Origin of the sequence: Arthrobacter sp. D5-1 (assembly GCF_017357425.1) — a bacterium.
Classification (GTDB): Bacteria; Actinomycetota; Actinomycetes; order Actinomycetales; family Micrococcaceae; genus Arthrobacter.
On the sequence record NZ_CP014571.1, the window covers coordinates 2,556,460 to 2,575,379 of the forward strand.

The following is an 18,920-nucleotide window of genomic DNA, read 5'->3' on the forward strand; positions in this document are numbered from 1 at the left end:
GCTACTCCGATACTTTCACTGGAATACGGTCTGACATGGTCTGCTCATCCGCGGCGGCGACCACAGGCGAAGTTTTCAGCAACGACGCGGCAGTCGCAACGGCACCGGCCACATCGCCGTCGTGCGGGTAAAGCAGCGTCCTGCCCACAGTGAGGCCCCGAACGCCGGGCAATGCCAGGGCTGCCTGCCAACTGGCGAACACCTCCTCCTGGCTTCCGTCCGGATCGCCACCCAACAGCACGGTAGGCATGGTGGTGGAAGCCATGACACGTTCCATCTCTGCCACCACCGGCAGCTTCATCCAGGTATACGCACTGGTGGAGCCAAGGCCTTCGGCGATGCCGACAGATTTGATCACGGCGTCAGCGCGAAGGTCGTTGCGGACCTTTCCGTGCGCATCCCGTACTGAAAGGAACGGCTCCACCATGGCGATGAGCTTGCGTTCGGCCAGAGAATCGATCGCCTTGGCAGTGGATTCAAGGGTGGCCACAGTGTCCGGGTCGCCGAGACAGATCCGTGTCAGCATTTTGCCGCCGTCGGCACCGAGCGCCTCCAACGCGGCAGCGGTATGGCCGGTGAAACGGTCATCGAACTCGTTCACCAGGCCTGCCAGCCCACCGCGGTTCATGGATCCGAAAACGAGCTTGCCTTCCAAGGCTCCCAGCAAAAGCAGATCGTCCATGATGTCCGGAGAGGCGAGAATGCCATCAACGGCAGGGTTCGCCAAAGCGATCTGCAAACGGTCCAGAAGATCCCTGCGATCAGCCATGGCCATCGGCTGCGAACCTACGGACAGTGCGCCGCGGGCCGGGTGGTCGGCAGCGACGATGAAGTTCTGGGTATCGTGCTTAAGGCCCGGGTGCTTGCGGCGGGTGGCCGCAGCGCGGGCAACAGCCTCAGGGTCTTCGAGCCTGATCCGGCTCAGGTGTTCATAACGGCGTGGATCATCGTTGAGGTTCAACGCACTGCTCCTTCTGCAAAAGTGGAGGAGGCTGCAAGGGTGGCACCAGGGATGGACCGGCCACGCTCTGCCAGCAGCGAGGTGACCTCGTCCGGCGTCGGCATCGCATCCGCACAGGAAAGGCGGGAGGCGACGATCGCACCGGAAGCGTTGGCGTAGTCCAAGACCTCTGACAGCGGCCAGCCGGACAGCAGCCCGTGGCAGAAGGCGCCACCAAAGGAATCGCCGGCACCCAGGCCATTGACGGTTTCCACGGGGACCGGAGCGGACACCACGCGTTCGGTACGGGTCTTGGCCATAACCCCTTCGGGCCCGAGTTTTACGACGGCGATTTCGACGCCGGCAGCCAGCAGGCGGTCCGCCTGCTCATCAGGCGTTCCCTCCCCCACGGCAACAGCGCATTCCTTGTCGTTGCCGATCGCTACAGTCACGTGCGGGAGAACCTTCGCAACCTCGGCGCGGGCTTCGGCTTCCGAGGCCCAGAACATGGGGCGGTAATCCAGATCCAGGATGGTGAACTGGCCCTCCTTGAGTCCGGTGCGGGGGCGGGCCTCGTGTGCTGTGATATGGGCTTTGCGGCTGGGTTCCTGGCAGAGGCCGGTGACAGTGGACCAAAAGATCCCGGCGTTCCTGATGGCGTCAAGATCGAGGTCTTCAGCGTTGATCTGCAGGTCGGGGGCGGTGGGAAACCGGCCGTAGAAGTACAGAGGGAAGTCTTCCGGCGGTTTGATCGCGCAGAAGGTCACGGCGGTGGGGTACTCCTTGACCGGCAAGACGAAAGAATCGTCCACGTTGAACTTTTGCAGTTCCCGGTGAAGGTAATTACCGAACGCGTCGTCACCGGTGCGGGTGATGATTCCCGCACGTCGACCATGACGTGCGGCAGCAACGGCCACGTTGGAGGGTGAACCTCCAAGGTATTTGCCGAAGGACGTCACGTCTTCCAGGTCCACCCCAATGTCGTTCGGGTAGATATCAACGCTGATGCGCCCGATCGTAAGCAGTTCGTGGGTCACGGTGATCGTTGACCTTTCTTTTGTGAACTCTGAACCTTTGAGCGCTGGGCCCCAATGCCTTGCCACCCCTCAGTGAGCGGGGCCACATGACTACTCTGCACCAGAATCAATGTCCTGTCAAAGGTTTGTACTGACATATTTACAACGAAACGTATGGACCCTGCACACTCCGGAAGGACACACTCCGCGGACCGCCCGCGGCGACGCCTCTTGGCCCGACGGCAGAGGCTACTTGCTCGGAACCGCCAATTCGCCCGTCACGTACTGGGCGCGGCCAAAACCAAAGGACCAATCGCTTGCAGTGTTTTCGACATACCCAAGGAACACGTCCTCACCTGCGACCCCAACCCCACCCAGTCGGTCGGCAATCGCCGCGAACAAGGACTGCTTTGCTTCCCCGCTCCGCCCCTCCTGGGTGAATATTTGGATCATGACGACGTTTGACGTCCGTTCAAAACCCAACCCGGCATCCTGGGCGTAGATCTGGCCCTCGGAGTGCTCCGTGACGATATGGAAGTAGTCTCGCTCAGGGATGCCATACTCAGCGAGGATCGCGTCATGGATGCTTCGGCTGATGGCGGCCAGCTCCTCCGGACCCCTGCCGGCATTTACGTCAATTCGAACAAGCGGCATCTTGACCCCCTAGTAAGTTTGTCCTGACATACTAACAAATCGTGAATGGGGGATGCAAGGACGGACGGGGAACGCTGGAATCAGGAGTACTGAAGGATCAAGGGATCCCTACAGGAGCCCGGCCTTGCCCACGCCGAGACTCTTGGCACATCGGTTTGACCCCGCCCGGATGCGGATGAGGTGACTTAACCAGCGAATGCCCCACCCCTGATGAAAGGGCGGGGCATTCTTCATCGGCTGCGGCGCTATTCGGCGGCCCGGCCTCCCTGATGCGCACCCGCGATGTTCACCAGCCACCCAATGCCGAACCTGTCGACGCACATCCCGAAGGTGTCACCCCAAGGTGCCGTTTCCAGCGGTACGGTGACGGTACCGCCCTCCACCAGCTTGTCCCAGAAACCACGGAGTTCACTTTCGTCCGTGGCTTCGCCGCTGAGCGAGACAGAGATGTTATCGCCAGGGTTGTACGGCATGCCGTTGGGAGTATCAGCAGCCATGAGCGTCAATCCACCCGGCGCTTCCAGCATGGCATGCATGACCTTGCCGGCCTCAGCCGGGTCCTCACTCGCCTGGTAGTCGCCGAAAGTGCTGATATTCAGCTCACCGCCGAAAACCGATTGATAGAAGGTGATGGCATCGCGGGCGTTGTCACGGAATGAGATGTAAGGGTTCAGACGGGTTGTCATTGGTCGGTCTCCTTCTGGTTGATTTTTGGTTGGTACAGAGCAGCGTTCGTTACAGTGCGGCAATGCCGACTGCGCCAGGTGGCGCCCTTTCCGCAAGTCCTCAGCCGCCGTCGTACGCCTTTTGCAGGGCGTCGATGTCCAGCTTCCGCATCTTCATCATGGCCTCCATGGCACGCCGCGACCCGTCAGGATCAGAGCCACCCAAAAGGGCGGACATGGCCGTGGGGACAATCTGCCATGACAAACCAAACCTGTCCTTCAGCCACCCGCACATGCCCTCCTCACCCCCGGCGAGGAGAGCATCCGAGTAACGGTCCACCTCCTCCTGGGAATCGCAGTTCACCATCAAGGAGACGGCCTCATTGAACTTGTGGGCCGGTCCACCATTGAGGCCCATGAACTGCCGGCCATCAATCTCGAATTCAACGGTCAGGGCTTGACCATCGGGCCCGGGCGTGATGCGTCCCATGGAGGATCCATCAAAAATCGATGTGTAGAACTCTGCCGCTTCGGCCGCTTGGCCGTCGAACCATAGACAGGTGGAAATCTTCTGCATGAAGCACTCCTCAGCGATCCGGGGGAAGCCCTGCTCCCCAGACAGACGCTAGTCCTGTGAGTTGCTCCACACAACGCTCCACTCAAGCAAACGCGACTTCGCGTACGGGTGACACCCCGGATAGTGTCGTGGGCATGCCTTCACCTTCACGACTGTGGATCCCCGCAGCCATCGCGGACGTTCTGTTGATTCTTGTCTTCGCAGCCATTGGCAGGGACGCGCACGCCCGCGGAGACATAGTTTCCGGCGCCTTCGCCACGGCGTGGCCCTTCCTGACCGGGGCAGCCCTTGCGTGGCTGGCAGCGCGCGCCTGGCGCAGTCCATTGGCTGTCTGGCCAACAGGCGTCCTCGTCTGGATCAGCGCAGTACTGGTGGGAATGCTGCTCCGGGCTGTTACAGGCCAAACGGTGGTCCTGCCTTTCATGATCGTCGCACTCATCTCCCTCGGGATTTTCCTGCTCAGCTACCGGGCCCTGGCCGCACTCTGGCTGCGCGTCTCCCGGAGGCGGCAACGCCGCGTTTGAACAGGACCTGTCCCCAGCCGATGCACTAGGCTGAAACAGTCCGCAACGCTGCTTTTCCGGAAAGGCCCCACGTGATCACCGCTTTCGTCCTGATCAAGACAGATGCCTCACGCATCCCGGAGACAGCAGAGCAAATCTCTGCCATACAGGGCATCAGCGAGGTCTATTCGGTCACGGGTGAATGGGATCTCATAGCCGTAGCCAGGGTGACCAAGCACGAAGAGTTGGCCGACGTCATCGCCGACAAGTTATCGAAGGTGGATTCTGTGGTTCATACCACCACCCACATTGCCTTCAGGGCCTACTCGCAGCACGACCTTGACGCGGCGTTCGCGCTCGGCTTCGAGTAAGAGACTCCCTGCCCTAAAGATCACTCCGGCTGAGTTCCGTCCACTTCGCGAGGACGCCGGCAGCCTTGCCTGAGTCCACCGACTCGGCCGCCCGGGCGAATGCCTTGCGCATGCGCTCAGTCAGGGTTCCCTCAGCGTCCGGGGCATAAGACACCAGGCCCGCGGCTGCATTGAGGAGGACGGCGTCCCGCACCGGGCCCGCCTTACCCTCGAGGATGTCGCGTACAACTCCCGCGTTTGCAGCAGCGTCACCCCCACGCAGATCCGCCACCGTAGAGGGGCCGATACCAAGTTCCGCCGGAGAGAACACCTGCTCGGTGACTGTGCCGTTCCTGATTTCCCAGACTGTGGATGGTCCCGTAGGCGTGAGCTCATCGAGTCCGTCGTCCCCACGGAAGACCAGTCCACGGCTGCCGCGGCGGGCCAGCACGCCAGCCACCAGCGGAGCCATACGGACATTGGCAACACCCACAGCAGAGGCCTGTACGTGGGCCGGGTTGGTCAGGGGGCCCAGGAAATTGAAGGCAGTGGGAACCGCCAATTCGCGGCGGGGCACAGCCGTATGCCGGAATGAAGGATGGAAAACCTGCGCGAAACAGAAGGTGATTCCTGCCTCTTCAGCATTCCGGGCCACTTGCTCGATCGAGAGGTCCAGCCGAACACCCAAGGCCTCCAACACGTCTGCCGAACCGGAAGTCGACGAAGCTGCCCTGTTGCCGTGCTTGACCACCTTGGCGCCGGCGCCGGCAGCAACGAGCGCTGCCATGGTGGAGATGTTCACGGTATTGAGCCGGTCACCACCTGTCCCTACGATGTCGAGCTTCTCACCGGTGATTTCAATCGGGTTGGCGTGCTGGACCATGGCTTGAACCAGGCCCGCCAGCTCCTCCACGGTCTCTCCCTTGGCACGGAGGGCAACAAGGAACCCGGCAATCTGCGCAGGAGTCGCTTCACCGGACATGATCGTGTTCATGGCCCACTCTGTATTGCCCACTGCAAGGTCGTCGCCGTTGATCAGTGCTGAGATGAGCCCAGGCCAGGTATTGCTGGCTGCAGGTGCCGATGCCGGAGAAGTCACCCACTGATGCTATCGACCCTGCCACGCCGATGACCAATGTGAACGCGGTCGGGAACTTTTCCGCGCGATTTCGCGTCTTTGTAGAAAAAGTCTCCCGAATCGGTGGTTTGCATTGGGAACTCTGGACTTTTACAGACATAATGTCCTTGTGACATCTGCGACCCATGCCCCCAGTACCCCGGCGCACCCGACGCTGAACCGCCCCAACCTGGTTTCTGTTGGAACCGTTGTTTGGCTGTCCAGTGAGTTGATGTTCTTCGCCGGCCTCTTTGCCATGTACTTCACCCTGCGCTCCACATCCGGACTGATGTGGGCCGAGGAGACGGCCAAGCTCAACTTCCCGTTTGCGCTCGTCAACACGATCGTCCTTGTGGCAAGTTCGTTTACTTGCCAGATGGGCGTTTTTGCCGCCGAGCGGCTCGAACCGCGCCGTACCGGCCGCCCGCTCCAAATCACCCGCTGGGGCATGTCTGAATGGTTTGTCCTCACCTTCATCATGGGTGCCTTCTTCGTAGCCGGACAGACCACGGAATACGCCATGCTCGTCTCCGAGCATGTGTCCTTGTCCTCCAACGCCTACGGCTCCGCCTTCTACATGACAACGGGCTTCCACGGCCTGCACGTCATTGGCGGCCTGATCGCCTTCCTGTTCATCATTGGCCGCGCTTTTGCAGCCAAGAAGTTCGGACACTTTGAAGCGACGTCGGCGATCGTCACCTCGTACTACTGGCACTTTGTCGACGTTGTGTGGATCGGCCTCTTCCTGGTCATCTACGTCCTCAAGTAAGCCCGGCTTTGACTCTTTTTCTACAAGAGGCAGAATTTCAAGAAGCGGCTCGCGGAGCCGACGCAGGATCGAATAAAGGAACCACCACGTGAAGGCACTATCGCAGAAGCGACGTCACCCACTGGCAGCCATTGCGCTGCTGTTGATGGGCCTCCTCCTCACTGGTGGGCTGTACGCCGTTGCCACAACTGTCAACCAAGCCAAGGCCGACACCACCAGCTACAGCGCCAGTGACGTAGAAGAAGGCGGCAAGCTCTTCGCCGCCAACTGCGCCACCTGCCACGGCATGGGTGCGTCCGGAACCCAGGACGGCCCCTCGCTGGTCGGCGTGGGTGCTGCAGCTGTTGACTTCCAGGTTGGCACCGGACGTATGCCCATGCAGATGAGCGGACCGCAGGCCCAGCAGAAGCCCGCCCAGTTCAACGCAGAGCAGACCAAGCAGCTGTCCGCTTACGTTGCTTCCCTCGGAGCAGGCCCGGCCATTCCCGAGGAACACCTCCTCGACGGCAAGGGGGATGCCGCCAATGGTGGCGAACTCTTCCGCGTCAACTGCGCCATGTGCCACAACGCAGCCGCTGCCGGCGGTGCACTGACCCGCGGCAAGTTTGCTCCTGCACTGGCCGGCGTCAGCGCAGAGCACATCTACGAGGCCATGGTGACCGGACCGCAGAACATGCCTGTGTTCAGTGATTCCAATGTCACTCCTGAAGACAAGCGCGACATCATCACCTTCCTGAAGACCATCGAAGCCAACGGTTCCCCCGGTGGCGCGGACCTGGGAGCACTGGGCCCGGTGTCTGAAGGCCTCTTCGTCTGGGTTGCCGGTTTGGGTGTCATCATCGCATTCACCATCTGGTTGACGTCCCGCACGTCCTGATCCGGACACGACAAAACTTCTGCTGCACAGTCAGCAGTTTGAAACTGAAAATAACTCGGCCCCGGCCGAGACAACGAGAGAAGGATGAGGCGAATTATGGGCAACCATAGTGACGGCAGTCCGAACCACTCGGGCACCGTAGCTACGGCTGGTCAGAATGAGGTGGAGAAGTTCCAGGATCCTGGACTACCTCCGCATCGTTTGCGCCTGGCTGACACGGACCCGGTAGCCGCAAAGCGAGCCGAGCGTCAGGTAGCCATTCTGTTTGGCACCTCCGTCATTGGCACGCTGGTCTTCCTGGTGGCGTACTTCGCCATCGATCTGGGCGACGACACCACCATTGCGACCATCCGTAACCAAAACCTCCTTCTGGGGCTAGGCACGGCCTTCGCAATGCTCGGCATCGGCACCGGTATCGTGCACTGGGCCAAGGCCCTGATGCCCGATCACGAAGTGTCTGAAGAGCGCCACGCCATCCGTACCGAAGAGGATCGCCAGGCAGCTGTCCGGATCGTCGACGACATCGTCGAAGAGACCGGCATCAAGCGCCGCCCGCTGATCCGCAACACCCTTCTTGGTGCAGTTGCGCTTGCCCCGCTGCCTGCTCTCGCCATCTTCGGCGACTTGGGCCCGCGTCCTGACGATGCTCTGGCACACACCATGTGGGCTCCTGAAGGCGGCAAGCTGAAGCGCCTGACCCGCGACCCCGATGGCACTCCCATCAAGGCCTCGGACGTCACAATTGGCTCTGCCTTCCACGTCATTCCCGAAGGCCTCAATGAGCTCCACGAAGGCAAGTTGAACGAAAAGGCGAAAGCCGTCGTCCTGCTGATGCGCCTGGATCCGAATTCATTGCACCCCTCAGAGGGCCGTGAAAACTGGAGCTACAACGGAATCGTTGCTTACTCCAAGATCTGCACGCACGTCGGATGCCCCGTTGCTCTTTACGAGCAGCAGACGCACCACCTTCTGTGCCCGTGCCACCAGTCCACGTTTGACCTCACGCAGGAATGCAAGGTCATCTTTGGACCGGCCAGCCGTCCGCTCCCCCAGCTGCCTATTGCAGTTGACGCAGAAGGCTACCTCGTCGCCACAAGCGACTTCAGAGAACCTGTAGGACCGAGTTACTGGGAGCGTGACGAGCATGAGCGCCTCATCAACAGCTGAAGCCCCCTTCGTTCCGAAGACCAAGGTTGGTAGTTTCACCAACTTCGTTGACGAGCGCGTGGGTGGCTCCGGCATCCTGCGTGAGTTCGGCCGAAAGGTCTTCCCCGACCACTGGTCGTTCATGTTCGGTGAGGTGGCGCTGTACTCCTTCGTCATCCTGCTGATGTCAGGTACCTTCCTGACCTTCTTCTTCGATCCGTCCATGGCGGAAACCCATTACCAGGGTTCGTACACTCCGCTGTACAACGTAGAAATGTCCGTTGCCTACAGCTCGTCGCTGAACATCTCCTTTGATGTACGTGGCGGTCTGTTCATGCGTCAGGTACACCACTGGGCAGCACTGCTTTTTGTGGCCTCCTTGGGTGTCCACATGCTGCGCGTCTTCTTCACCGGTGCTTTCCGCAAGCCGCGCGAAATGAACTGGGTGGTGGGCGGCGTGCTGCTCATCCTGGCGATGGCAGCCGGCTTCACCGGTTACTCGCTCCCCGATGACCTGCTCTCCGGCAACGGCCTGCGCATCATCGATGGCGTTATCAAGTCCATCCCGGTGATTGGCACGTACATCTCCTTCTTCCTCTTCGGTGGAGAATTCCCGGGTACGGCCATCATTGGCCGCCTGTACGTCCTGCACATCCTCCTGGTCCCCGCACTCATCCTGCTGATGATCGTGATCCACCTCTTCATGGTGGTTGTGCACAAGCACACCCAGTACCCCGGCCCGGGCCGTAACGACGGGAACGTTGTCGGCTACCCCCTCGGCCCGGTTTACGCTGCCAAAGCCGGTGGATTCTTCTTCATCGTCTTCGGTGTCCTGGCACTCATGGCCGCAGCATTCACGATCAACCCGATCTGGAACTACGGTCCGTATGACCCGTCCCCTGTTTCCGCAGGTACCCAGCCTGACTGGTACATCGGGTTCGTGGACGGCGCCCTGCGCCTCATGCCGGGTGTCATCAATGACTTCCACTTCGAATGGGTCATCTTCGGACGCACCCTGACCCTGAACGTGCTGCTTCCGGCCTTGGTTCCTGCTGGAATCATCTTCACGGTTCTGTTCATGTACCCGTGGATCGAACGCTGGATCACCAAGGACAACCGCGAACACCACGTTCTCGACCGTCCCCGCAACGTGCCTACCCGCACAGCGATCGGTGTTGCAGGCTTTACCTGGTACTGCGTGATGTGGGCAGCCGCTGGTTCCGACCTCATCGCAACCCACTTCCACGTTTCCCTGAACGACGTCACCTACTGGCTGCGAACACTGTTCTTCATCGGGCCGGTCATCGCCTTCATCGTGACCAAGCGCATCGCACTCGCCCTCCAGCGCAAGGACCGCGAGATTGCCCTGCATGGCCGGGAAACAGGACGCATCGTCCGTCTCCCGCACGGTGAATTCATCGAGGTCCACGCTCCACTTGATGAGTACAAGCGCTACAAGCTTGTTGGATTCGAATCACCGGCTCCCCTGCCGGCTGAGCCGAACGAACACGGTGTTGTCACCAGCAAGGAAAAGCGCCGCGCGGCACTTTCCAAGTGGTTCTTCGAGGACCGTGTTGCCCCGGCAACACCCGCCGAACTCGAAGCCGCCCACGCACATGGCCACCATGAAGCCATTGAAGCAGGCGAAGACCAGAAGAGCCTGAGCCACTAACGCTTGGAACTCGCATAAAAGTAGGGGCCCGGTCCAATGGACCGGGCCCCTACTTTTTGTGCACCAGCTTTACCCCCGTAAACCCTTTTCCCCGGGCTCTGTGCGGCTGTACTTCCGCACTGCCGCCATACATGTATGGGCGCGCCCGTCCTGGCGGGCGCTAGGGCTGAGTGCGGTACCCCGATGAGTAGTTGCGCGTAGGCCTCACTCCTGGGCGTTGCAGGGGGACCCAGAGCTTGTAGCGGTCAGCCCTATAGTAAGAAACGGAGTAGTCCACCATGGCGCGGGCTACGAAAGCGTGCCGTTGAATCTTCAGCAAAGGGGCACCGACATCGACGTTGAGAAGCCGGGCTGTGGAGGGCGACGCTGCCGTGGCCTCAATCATGTCCTCGCCCCACTCCATCACCAAGCCAAACCGTTCGCTCAGGACGTTGTACAGGGATGTGGGCGGCGCTTCATCCAAAAGGCCTGGGACGCGATGGGCCGGTATGAAGTTCTCATCAACGCTCATGGGTTCATTGTCAGCGAGCAGCAGCCGCCTGAACCGCACCAGAGGTGTGCCTTCCTCCAGTTGGAGCTCCCGCGCGAGGAATGCACTGGCTGCGATCTGTTCGAAGCTGAGTACCTTCGCAGCCGGGACCATACCTCGACGTTGCATCTCTTCGCTATAGGACGTCAGTTTCACTTGAAGGTCCAGCTTGGGCTTCCTCACGAAAGTCCCCAGACCCACAACACGCTCAATGACTTCCTCACCAACCAAGGCATCAATAGCCTGTCGCACCGTCATCCGGGCCAGACCGAAGCGCTCTGACAGATCCCGTTCCGAGGGAAGCGCAGAACCTGGCGGGCAGGATTGGGCAATAAAGGCCCGCAGAATCTCCCGGAGCTGCACGTAAATCGGCGTGCCACTGGTGCGGTCGATCTCGCCTGCGATGCTTGCTGCTTCAGGCACCGCGGCGGTCCAGCAATTGAGTCATGCCTCAAGGATAATTCAGTGATACTTCAGGTCTAGACCACTTACGGCGCATGTGGAGCGACGGGGCCTAGGGAGCTACGCTTGTATGGACAATTTTCCGACGGATGATCCGTCGGCTACCAAGGGAGCTGGGTTGCCGGAGCAGAAGGCTATTGTTGCCGCGGAAATCGGATTGCACGCTCGTGCTGCAGCTGTATTCGTCCGCGCAGTTACTGACACCGGCCTGCCGGTCACCATTCGCAAGCACGACGGGCAACCTGTTGATGCACGCTCACTGCTCGAAGTGATGACGGAGGACTTCGGACACGGCTGCGAAGTACTTCTGGAAGTCGCTCCAGACGCGCTCCTCAGCGGACAAACCGTTCCTGAAGTTGAGAGTGCTTTGACCGCTCTTTCGGCCGTCCTTGGGGCCACAGAGGCGCGCTGAGCCCCTATTCAGAAATAAGAAATGGGCCCCACCTTCCGGTGGGGCCCATTTCTGTGTGCTCGTAGCTGGCTGCTAGTGCGCGTGGTCGCCGCGGCTGTATTCGAAGACCCAGCCAACCAATGCCACGAGGGCGAGGCCGCCGGCGACGTATGTCACCCAGAAGCCAATGGCGAGGCCAAGGAATCCACCGGCACAAGCGAGGCCCAGAACCAGCGGCCACCAGCTCCAAGGGCTGAAGTGCCCTTGCTCGCCGGCGCCTTCGTGGATCTCGGCGTCGGGACGGTCTTCGGGTCGAAGACCGATCCGCTTACCGGTGAAACCAAGATATGCACCGATCATGCCCGCCAAGCCACCGACAAGGAGGATGCCCAAGACACCAACCCACTCGGACCATTCAGTCAGGAATCCGTAGGCGATAGCCACGGGGACGAAGAAGAAGACTCCGGCTCCAAAGAGCCACGATTCGATTTTCACTTACTCACGTCCTTCTGGTCGGCATTACCCAAAACAGCTGCTGCAGGCGACGGGGCCTCGGCAGTGTGGACCTGTGCCAACTCTGGGTGGTGCAGGTCCAGTGCCGGGCGCTCCGAACGGATACGCGGCAAGGAAGTGAAGTTGTGACGCGGCGGCGGGCAGGACGTTGCCCACTCCAGCGAAGCGCCGAAGCCCCACGGATCATCCACTTCTACCTTCTTGTTGCTGCGCCACGTGATGTAGACGTTCCAGAAGAACGGCAGGAGCGAAGCACCCAGGACGAAGGAGGAGATGGTGGAGAACTGGTTCATCCAGGTGAAGTTATCCTGCGGCATGTAGTCGGCGTAACGACGCGGCATACCCTCAACACCCAACCAGTGCTGGATCAGGAACGTGCCGTGGAAGCCGAGGAACAGGAGCCAGAAGTGAATCTTGCCAAGGCGCTCGTTGAGCATCTTGCCTGTCCACTTGGGCCACCAGAAGTAGAACCCTGCGAACATGGCGAACACGACCGTACCGAACACCACGTAGTGGAAGTGGGCCACCACGAAGTAGGAGTCGGAAACGTGGAAGTCAAGCGGCGGCGAGGCCAGGATGATGCCGGTGAGACCACCGAAGAGGAATGTCACCAGGAAGCCGATGCTCCAAAGCATGGGCGTTTCAAACGTGATGGAACCCTGCCACAAGGTGCCGATCCAGTTGAAGAACTTCACGCCGGTGGGCACTGCGATCAACATGGTCATGAAGGCGAAGAACGGCAGCAGCACAGAACCGGTCACGTACATGTGGTGTGCCCACACGGTGACGGACAGCGCCGCAATGGCGATGGTTGCGTAGACAAGACCCTTGTAGCCGAAGATCGGCTTGCGGCTGAAGACCGGGAAGATCTCCGAAACGATGCCGAAGAACGGCAGCGCGATGATGTACACCTCGGGGTGCCCGAAGAACCAGAACAGGTGCTGCCAGAGGACTGCACCGCCATTCTCGGGGTCGAAGATGTGGGCACCGAAGCGTCGGTCGGCGCCAAGGGCGAACAAGGCAGCTGCCAGCGGCGGGAAGGCCATCAGGACCAGGATTGCCGTGACCAGCGTGTTCCAGGTGAAAATCGGCATACGCCACATGGTCATGCCCGGGGCACGCATGCAGATGATGGTGGTGATGAAGTTGACGGCACCAAGGATGGTTCCGAACCCGGAAAGGGCCAGGCCGAAGACCCACAGGTCACCACCTACGCCAGGGCTGAAGGTGGTGTTCGACAACGGCGCATAAGCGAACCAGCCGAAGGAAGCCGCTCCCTGGGGGGTGATGAAGCCCGAGACTGCGATGGTCGAACCGAAGAGGAAGAACCAGAAAGCCAGCGCGTTCAGACGCGGGAAGGCGACATCGGGGGCGCCGATCTGCAACGGCATAATGACGTTCGCGAAGCCGGCAAACAGCGGCGTTGCGAACATCAGGAGCATGACGGTGCCGTGCATCGTGAACATCTGGTTGTACTGCTCTTTGGTCTGCAGGATCTGCATACCGGGTTCAAACAGTTCAGCGCGGATCAGCAACGCCATGACGCCACCGAGGCAGAAGAACACGAAGGACGCGATCAGATACATGTACCCGATGGTCTTGTGGTCCGTGGAGGTAATCCAGTTGACGACGATGCGCCCCTTGGACTTAGGAACTACGGGGGCTTCTAGGACCCCCGGTGCGGATTGAGTGTACGTAGCCACGTCGCTCCCCTTACTTGGTTTCGTTCAGGTTCGGGTTGCGGTCGTATTCCGCACCGAGGAGGCCCGTGTTGCCTTCCTGGCGAAGCTTGTCCATGTGGGCCTGGAACTCAGACTCGGAGACAACCTTGACGCGGAAGAGCATTTCGGAGTGGTATTCACCGCAGAGTTCGGCACACTTACCATCGAAGGTGCCCTCCTTTGTGGGGGTGAACCTGATGTAGTTCGTCTTGCCGGGGATCATGTCGCGCTTCTGAAGGAAGGCGGGAACCCAGAATGAGTGGATGACGTCGCGGGAGTTCAGCTCCAGGTCCACGGACTTGCCAACCGGCAAGTACAGGGTGGGGAGCAGTTCCTTGTTGACCTCATTGCCGGTCAGGTGAGCCTGGACGCCGGCCTCGTGGAGGTCTTCATTGATGACCTCACCCTTTTTGTAGTTGAAGTCCCAGGCCCACTGCTTGCCGCGGACGTCAACAACGACGTCGGCCGGCTGCGAGCGGTCATCGATCGCGCGCTGGTCCTGGTCGGTGAAGTAGAAGAACACCAGCACCATGAAGAGCGGAATGGTCAAGTAGAAGACCTCAAGCGGCAGGTTGTAGCTGAGCTGCTTGGGGAATCCCGTGGTGCCCTTGCGGCGACGGTAAGCGATGATGCACCAGACCAGAAGGCCCCACGTGATAATACCGACTGCCAAGGCGGCGATCCATGAGTTGACCCAGAGGTCCATGATCCGGTCAGTGTGGTTGGTCGTGCCGCGCTCTGTAGGCAGCCAACCCTTCTCTACCTCTGGTGAACATCCGGTCAAAACCAACGCGCCGGCTAGTGCCAAGCCAGTGATCGATGTGATCTTTATGCGTCGGCTGCCGGTTCGGTTCTGCGAACTCACAGACGGCCCTTCCTCTTGTTGCTGTCTCCCGGCAGGCCGAAGGCCCACCGGGCACACTAAAAGTTTTACTACCCGATGTAGAGCTTACCGCTATCAAGCGGTTTTCGCGCACATGTCAGCGCCGTGGCTCCGAATGGTTTTAAACCCACCCGGAGTGGCGCCGACATGCGGCGATGGCTCACATCAGTGGAACGAATCGCCGCAGGCGCAAGACCCGCCGGCGTTCGGGTTGTCGATGGTGAAGCCCTGCTTCGAAATGGTGTCCTCGAAGTCGATGCTGGCACCGCTGAGGTACGGAACGCTCATCTTGTCGACAACAACTTCAACGCCGTCGTAGTCCCGTACGGCATCCCCATCAAGCAGTCGCTCGTCGAAGTAGAGCTGGTAGATCAGTCCGGAGCAACCTCCAGGCTGGACTGCAACGCGCAGCCGAAGGTCGGTGCGCCCTTCCTGTTCCAGAAGGCTGCGGACCTTGCCTGCGGCGACGTCGGTCAGATTGACCTCGTGCGTGGCCAACCCGTCGTTGGCGACGAGCTGTTCTCCGGTGCTGTTTTCGTTGGTTGCAGTGCTCATTGGCCTACCTTCTTATGAAGCTCCTGGCGGCGGCGCCGGAACGCTGCCTGCCCTTACCCAAATTACCTACGGGTTATACCTAATGCTACGTCGCGCAGACGCTTAGCTATAACTCCTGTCGTAACCACCGACAGCATTTGGTTGTTCCCGGCGCGCCGCCAAGGACTAATCCGACACTAGCCCCTGAGTCCTTCAGCATTCAGCCTGGCCAGCATCAGGGCTTCAGCCAGCACGGCATGCCGGAAATCGCCGATGTGCAGGGATTCGTTGGCGCTATGTGCGCGGGAATCAGGGTCCTCTACTCCCGTCACAAGGATCTGCACGTCCGGATACACATCCATGAGGTCCGCAATGAACGGAATGGAACCGCCAATTCCCATTTCCACTGGTTGTACACCCCACGATTCGCCCAGCGCCCAAAGGGCTACCCTTGCAGCCGCTGAAGATGTGTCGGTGGAAAAGGCGTTGCCGCGCTCCCCCGGCGTAAACGTCACTTTGGCACCAAACGGTGCATGTGATTCGACGTGGGTCTTCAGGGCATCCATCGCGGACCCTGGGTCCTGCCCTGGGGCCAACCGCATGCTGAACTTTGCCCGGGCGGCCGGAATCAGTGTGTTGGACGCAACATCAACGGACGGGACGTCCATACCGATGATGGACAGCGCGGGCTTGGTCCAGAGTCGGGAGGCGATGGTCCCGCTGCCGGCGAGTTTCACGCCGTCGAGCACTGACGCATCAGTGCGGTAGTCCTCTTCGGCAAGGTCCACGGCTACGTCGTCACGGGCCACCAGGCCCGCAACCGCGACGTTGCCCTCGTCGTCATGCAGGGTGGCGATGAGCCGTGAAAGGAGGGTGGGAGCATCCAGCACAGGTCCACCAAACATGCCGGAGTGGACTGCATGGTCCAGGACACGCACCTCGAAAGTCCCGTCCACGAGTCCCCGAAGGCTGGTGGTGAGGGCCGGAACGCCGACTTTCCAGTTGCTGGAATCAGCTACAACAATGACATCGGCCCGCAGGAGCTCCTGATGTTCCTCCAGGAAAGTACGGAACGTGGGCGAGCCTGCCTCTTCCTCGCCTTCGAAGAAGAAGGTCACGCCGAGCCCGAACCCGTCACCCAGAACTTGGGTCACGGCGCTGTAGGCGGCCAGGTGCGCCATGATTCCTGCTTTATCGTCAGCCGCCCCGCGGCCGTACAGCCGGCCCTCGCGCTCCTCAGCCACAAAGGGCTCGGAGTTCCAGAGGCTCCGGTCCCCCGGTGGCTGAACATCATGGTGGGCGTACAGCAGGATGGTCGGCTTGCCGTCCGCGGCAGGACGGCGCGCGACGACGGCAGGGCCACCGGGGGTGCCGTCGGCTTTGTCGCACCGCAATACCCGGACGTCTTCCATGCCCGCGGCCTTGACCAAGGCAGCGACTGCATCGGCGCTGCGGTCCAGTTCGTTCGGGTCGAAACTTGCCCACGCAATGCCCGGAATGCTCACGAGGTGCTTGAGGGACGCCAGGGTGGTGTCGAAGGAATCGTTGACTGCCCGGGACAGTTCCTCCACTGGAGTATTGCCGGCGTGCCCTTGCTTGTGCTGCGGGATCTCCGCATGTGCTGAAGTCATGGCCACACTTTACCGCCGTGATTTGGGCGTCCACAGCAGGCGCGGCCACCCGCCGCTGGCCCCGGACGGCCGTCCACGTAACCTACGCCACCTCCACGAGGGGTATTCTGTAGGGGTGTTCGGACGCAAAAAGGAAGAGCCCAGCGCTCAATCAGTAGTAGACCAGGCCTACGCCACCGCCACGGAGCCCGGTGCCGGAAAGGGCACCCCCACTCCCAAGCGGAAAGACCAGGAAGCAGCCCGTAAGCGCCCACTGGTTCCCAATGACCGCAAGGCCTCCAAGGCTGCGGAAAGGGTCGCCATCCAGGATCAGCGGCAGAAAATGCGGCAGGCGTTGGATACGGGTGACGAAAAATACCTGCCCCTCCGTGACAAGGGTCCCCAGAAGCGCTACACGCGTGACTACGTGGACGCACGGTTCAGCCTGGGTGAATACCTCATGTTCGGCGCCTTGCTGTTCGTGGTGATCTCCCTGATCATTCCGCCCACAAGCGCCGGCATCAGCTACGTCCTGGTTGGCTTCTGGATCATGTTCCTTGCCGTCTTCGTGGATGTTTTCATCCTGTCCCGCAAGCTCAGGAAGCGCCTCACCGAGAAATTCGGCGAGGTGGAACGCGGTTCCGTCTGGTACGGCTGCATGCGCGCCCTTCAGTTCCGCAAGCTCCGCCTGCCCAAGCCGCAGGTGAAGCGCGGGCAGTACCCGGCCTAAGCGCCCCCACCCCTTCATCAACAGGAAGACCCCGGACCAATGGTCCGGGGTCTTCCTTATGGGCGCAGGGTCTTCCTTATAGGCGCACGGCACCAGGACGGTTGGGCCTAACGCGCCTTCTTACGGATCTTAACGAGGCCCCTGTTGATGCTGGAAGCCCAGAATGGACCCTCATACAGGAACGCTGTGTAGCCCTGGACCAGTGTTGCGCCCGCTTCCAGGCGCTCTTGAACGTCCGAGGCGGTCTCCACTCCTCCTACCGCGATGAGCACGAGCTGGTCACCCACGGCGTCCTTGAGCCTCCGCAGTACTTCAAGCGACCGCGTCTTTAGGGGTGCTCCCGACAATCCACCGGCACCCAGAGACTCCACCTTGGCGGCGTCCGAAACGAGCCCCTCCCGGGAAATGGTGGTGTTGGTGGCGATGATGCCGTCCAGCTTCAGGTCCAGCGCCAGCCGGGCGACGTCGTCGATGTCGTCATTGGACAGGTCAGGCGCAATCTTGACCAGCAGCGGAATATGCCGTCCGGCGGCTTCATCGGCGGCGTCGCCTACTGCCCTCAGCAGCGGCCGCAGGGACTCCACGTTCTGCAGCAAACGAAGGCCGGGTGTGTTGGGAGAGCTGACATTGACCACCAGGTAATCTGCCGCGGGCGCCAGGCTGCGTGCACTCACGAGGTAATCCTCAGTGGCGTCCTCGAGCTCAACCACTTTGGTCTTGCCGATGTTGACGCCGATGACGGGCCGGACGTCCGGGTGCTTCCTTTGCAGAGCAGCCCGCGCAGACTTGAGCCGGGGCGCAACGGCTGCTGCGCCGTCGTTGTTGAATCCCATCCGGTTAACCACCGCACGATCCTCAATCAGGCGGAACAACCGGGGCTTCTCATTGCCTGGCTGCGCCTGGCCGGTGATGGTACCCACCTCTACGTGGCCAAAGCCGAGTTCGGCCAGGGCTTCTATGCCGTGGCCTTCCTTGTCGAAACCGGCCGCCAGGCCGAACGGGGATGGGAAGGTCAGGCCCAACGCCTCAGTCCGGAGCGAAGCGTCAGGGGCGGTCAGCCGGGCCAGGATCCGGCCGGCGCCCGAGCGATGTGCCGCCCGGATCCCTTGGAAGCCGATCTTGTGTGCCTTTTCGGCATCCATCCAGGAGAAGGCCAGCTTGAAGAATGTGGGGTAAACACGCATGGTCCTAGTTTTCCGGTTTACGGACGACTCGCCAAACCCGTGACCGCCGATGCCGTCGGCATATACGCATCCCGCGG

Annotated in this window: 21 protein-coding genes; 8 read left to right on the forward strand and 13 right to left on the reverse strand. The window is 60.8% G+C overall.

Annotated features, from left to right (window positions below):
- Window position 1: 1 nt before the first annotated feature.
- The 5 genes from AYX22_RS11595 to AYX22_RS11615 all read right to left on the reverse strand — a co-directional run bounded on the left by AYX22_RS11595 (window position 2) and on the right by AYX22_RS11615 (window position 3,852).
- Window positions 2-961, reverse strand: a complete 960-nt coding sequence (locus tag AYX22_RS11595) for a deoxyribose-phosphate aldolase (protein ID WP_207593614.1) — start codon at window positions 959-961, stop codon at window positions 2-4.
- Window positions 958-1,977: a 5-dehydro-2-deoxygluconokinase gene (iolC, locus tag AYX22_RS11600; protein ID WP_207593615.1), complete on the reverse strand. Its 1,020-nt coding sequence runs from the start codon at window positions 1,975-1,977 to the stop codon at window positions 958-960. The genes AYX22_RS11595 and iolC overlap by 4 nt, the downstream gene beginning before the upstream one ends.
- A gap of 228 nt (window positions 1,978-2,205) precedes the next feature.
- On the reverse strand, window positions 2,206-2,610 hold the full coding sequence (locus tag AYX22_RS11605; protein ID WP_207593616.1) for a tautomerase family protein: 405 nt from the start codon (window positions 2,608-2,610) through the stop codon (window positions 2,206-2,208).
- 245 nt (window positions 2,611-2,855) lie between these two features.
- Window positions 2,856-3,296 carry a VOC family protein gene (locus AYX22_RS11610; protein ID WP_207593617.1) on the reverse strand — a complete coding sequence of 147 codons (441 nt, stop codon included), beginning with the start codon at window positions 3,294-3,296 and terminating at the stop codon, window positions 2,856-2,858.
- 100 nt (window positions 3,297-3,396) lie between these two features.
- Window positions 3,397-3,852 (reverse strand): VOC family protein, encoded by a 456-nt coding sequence (locus AYX22_RS11615; RefSeq protein ID WP_207593618.1) that lies wholly within the window; start codon window positions 3,850-3,852, stop codon window positions 3,397-3,399.
- A gap of 134 nt (window positions 3,853-3,986) precedes the next feature.
- On the opposite strand from AYX22_RS11615, the gene AYX22_RS11620 reads away from it, so the two are divergent.
- Window positions 3,987-4,376: a DUF3054 domain-containing protein gene (locus AYX22_RS11620; RefSeq protein WP_207593619.1), complete on the forward strand. Its 390-nt coding sequence runs from the start codon at window positions 3,987-3,989 to the stop codon at window positions 4,374-4,376.
- Between the two features lie 71 nt (window positions 4,377-4,447).
- Window positions 4,448-4,726, forward strand: a complete 279-nt coding sequence (locus AYX22_RS11625) for an Lrp/AsnC ligand binding domain-containing protein (RefSeq protein ID WP_207593620.1) — start codon at window positions 4,448-4,450, stop codon at window positions 4,724-4,726.
- A 13-nt stretch (window positions 4,727-4,739) separates the two neighbouring features.
- Here AYX22_RS11625 and trpD read toward each other — a convergent pair whose 3' ends face one another.
- Window positions 4,740-5,804 carry an anthranilate phosphoribosyltransferase gene (gene trpD, locus AYX22_RS11630; protein ID WP_207593621.1) on the reverse strand — a complete coding sequence of 355 codons (1,065 nt, stop codon included), beginning with the start codon at window positions 5,802-5,804 and terminating at the stop codon, window positions 4,740-4,742.
- A 148-nt stretch (window positions 5,805-5,952) separates the two neighbouring features.
- Here trpD and AYX22_RS11635 point away from each other — a divergent pair, with 148 nt between their 5' ends.
- The 4 genes from AYX22_RS11635 to AYX22_RS11650 all read left to right on the forward strand — a co-directional run bounded on the left by AYX22_RS11635 (window position 5,953) and on the right by AYX22_RS11650 (window position 10,286).
- On the forward strand, window positions 5,953-6,591 hold the full coding sequence (locus AYX22_RS11635; RefSeq protein WP_089595178.1) for a heme-copper oxidase subunit III: 639 nt from the start codon (window positions 5,953-5,955) through the stop codon (window positions 6,589-6,591).
- A gap of 88 nt (window positions 6,592-6,679) precedes the next feature.
- Window positions 6,680-7,468 (forward strand): c-type cytochrome, encoded by a 789-nt coding sequence (locus AYX22_RS11640; RefSeq protein ID WP_089595179.1) that lies wholly within the window; start codon window positions 6,680-6,682, stop codon window positions 7,466-7,468.
- 96 nt (window positions 7,469-7,564) lie between these two features.
- Window positions 7,565-8,635 (forward strand): Rieske 2Fe-2S domain-containing protein, encoded by a 1,071-nt coding sequence (locus tag AYX22_RS11645; protein ID WP_089595180.1) that lies wholly within the window; start codon window positions 7,565-7,567, stop codon window positions 8,633-8,635.
- Window positions 8,613-10,286, forward strand: coding sequence for a cytochrome bc complex cytochrome b subunit (locus AYX22_RS11650; RefSeq protein WP_089595181.1), 1,674 nt, complete (start codon window positions 8,613-8,615; stop codon window positions 10,284-10,286). The genes AYX22_RS11645 and AYX22_RS11650 overlap by 23 nt, the downstream gene beginning before the upstream one ends.
- Before the next feature lie 160 nt (window positions 10,287-10,446).
- Here AYX22_RS11650 and AYX22_RS11655 read toward each other — a convergent pair whose 3' ends face one another.
- Entirely contained in the window at window positions 10,447-11,238 is a 792-nt protein-coding gene (locus AYX22_RS11655) for a GntR family transcriptional regulator (protein ID WP_207593622.1), read from the reverse strand.
- A 157-nt stretch (window positions 11,239-11,395) separates the two neighbouring features.
- Here AYX22_RS11655 and AYX22_RS11660 point away from each other — a divergent pair, with 157 nt between their 5' ends.
- A complete protein-coding gene (locus tag AYX22_RS11660; RefSeq protein ID WP_207597563.1) occupies window positions 11,396-11,689 on the forward strand; it encodes an HPr family phosphocarrier protein in 294 nt (97 codons plus the stop codon).
- Between the two features lie 72 nt (window positions 11,690-11,761).
- On the opposite strand, the gene AYX22_RS11665 is transcribed toward AYX22_RS11660, so the two are convergent.
- The 5 genes from AYX22_RS11665 to AYX22_RS11685 all read right to left on the reverse strand — a co-directional run bounded on the left by AYX22_RS11665 (window position 11,762) and on the right by AYX22_RS11685 (window position 16,950).
- Window positions 11,762-12,163 carry a cytochrome c oxidase subunit 4 gene (locus tag AYX22_RS11665; RefSeq protein ID WP_089595184.1) on the reverse strand — a complete coding sequence of 134 codons (402 nt, stop codon included), beginning with the start codon at window positions 12,161-12,163 and terminating at the stop codon, window positions 11,762-11,764.
- Window positions 12,160-13,884: a cytochrome c oxidase subunit I gene (gene ctaD, locus AYX22_RS11670; protein ID WP_089595185.1), complete on the reverse strand. Its 1,725-nt coding sequence runs from the start codon at window positions 13,882-13,884 to the stop codon at window positions 12,160-12,162. Before ctaD ends, AYX22_RS11665 begins: the two co-directional genes overlap by 4 nt.
- Window positions 13,885-13,894: 10 nt before the next feature.
- On the reverse strand, window positions 13,895-14,767 hold the full coding sequence (coxB, locus tag AYX22_RS11675; protein WP_089595186.1) for a cytochrome c oxidase subunit II: 873 nt from the start codon (window positions 14,765-14,767) through the stop codon (window positions 13,895-13,897).
- A 183-nt stretch (window positions 14,768-14,950) separates the two neighbouring features.
- A complete protein-coding gene (locus tag AYX22_RS11680; protein ID WP_207593623.1) occupies window positions 14,951-15,340 on the reverse strand; it encodes an iron-sulfur cluster assembly accessory protein in 390 nt (129 codons plus the stop codon).
- A gap of 176 nt (window positions 15,341-15,516) precedes the next feature.
- Window positions 15,517-16,950 carry a dipeptidase gene (locus AYX22_RS11685; protein ID WP_207593624.1) on the reverse strand — a complete coding sequence of 478 codons (1,434 nt, stop codon included), beginning with the start codon at window positions 16,948-16,950 and terminating at the stop codon, window positions 15,517-15,519.
- A 115-nt stretch (window positions 16,951-17,065) separates the two neighbouring features.
- Here AYX22_RS11685 and AYX22_RS11690 point away from each other — a divergent pair, with 115 nt between their 5' ends.
- Window positions 17,066-17,659 carry a DUF3043 domain-containing protein gene (locus tag AYX22_RS11690; RefSeq protein WP_207597564.1) on the forward strand — a complete coding sequence of 198 codons (594 nt, stop codon included), beginning with the start codon at window positions 17,066-17,068 and terminating at the stop codon, window positions 17,657-17,659.
- Window positions 17,660-17,766: 107 nt separating this feature from the next.
- On the opposite strand, the gene AYX22_RS11695 is transcribed toward AYX22_RS11690, so the two are convergent.
- Complete coding sequence (locus tag AYX22_RS11695; protein ID WP_207593625.1) at window positions 17,767-18,843, reverse strand: quinone-dependent dihydroorotate dehydrogenase; 1,077 nt, start codon at window positions 18,841-18,843, stop codon at window positions 17,767-17,769.
- Window positions 18,844-18,920 lie beyond the last annotated feature (77 nt).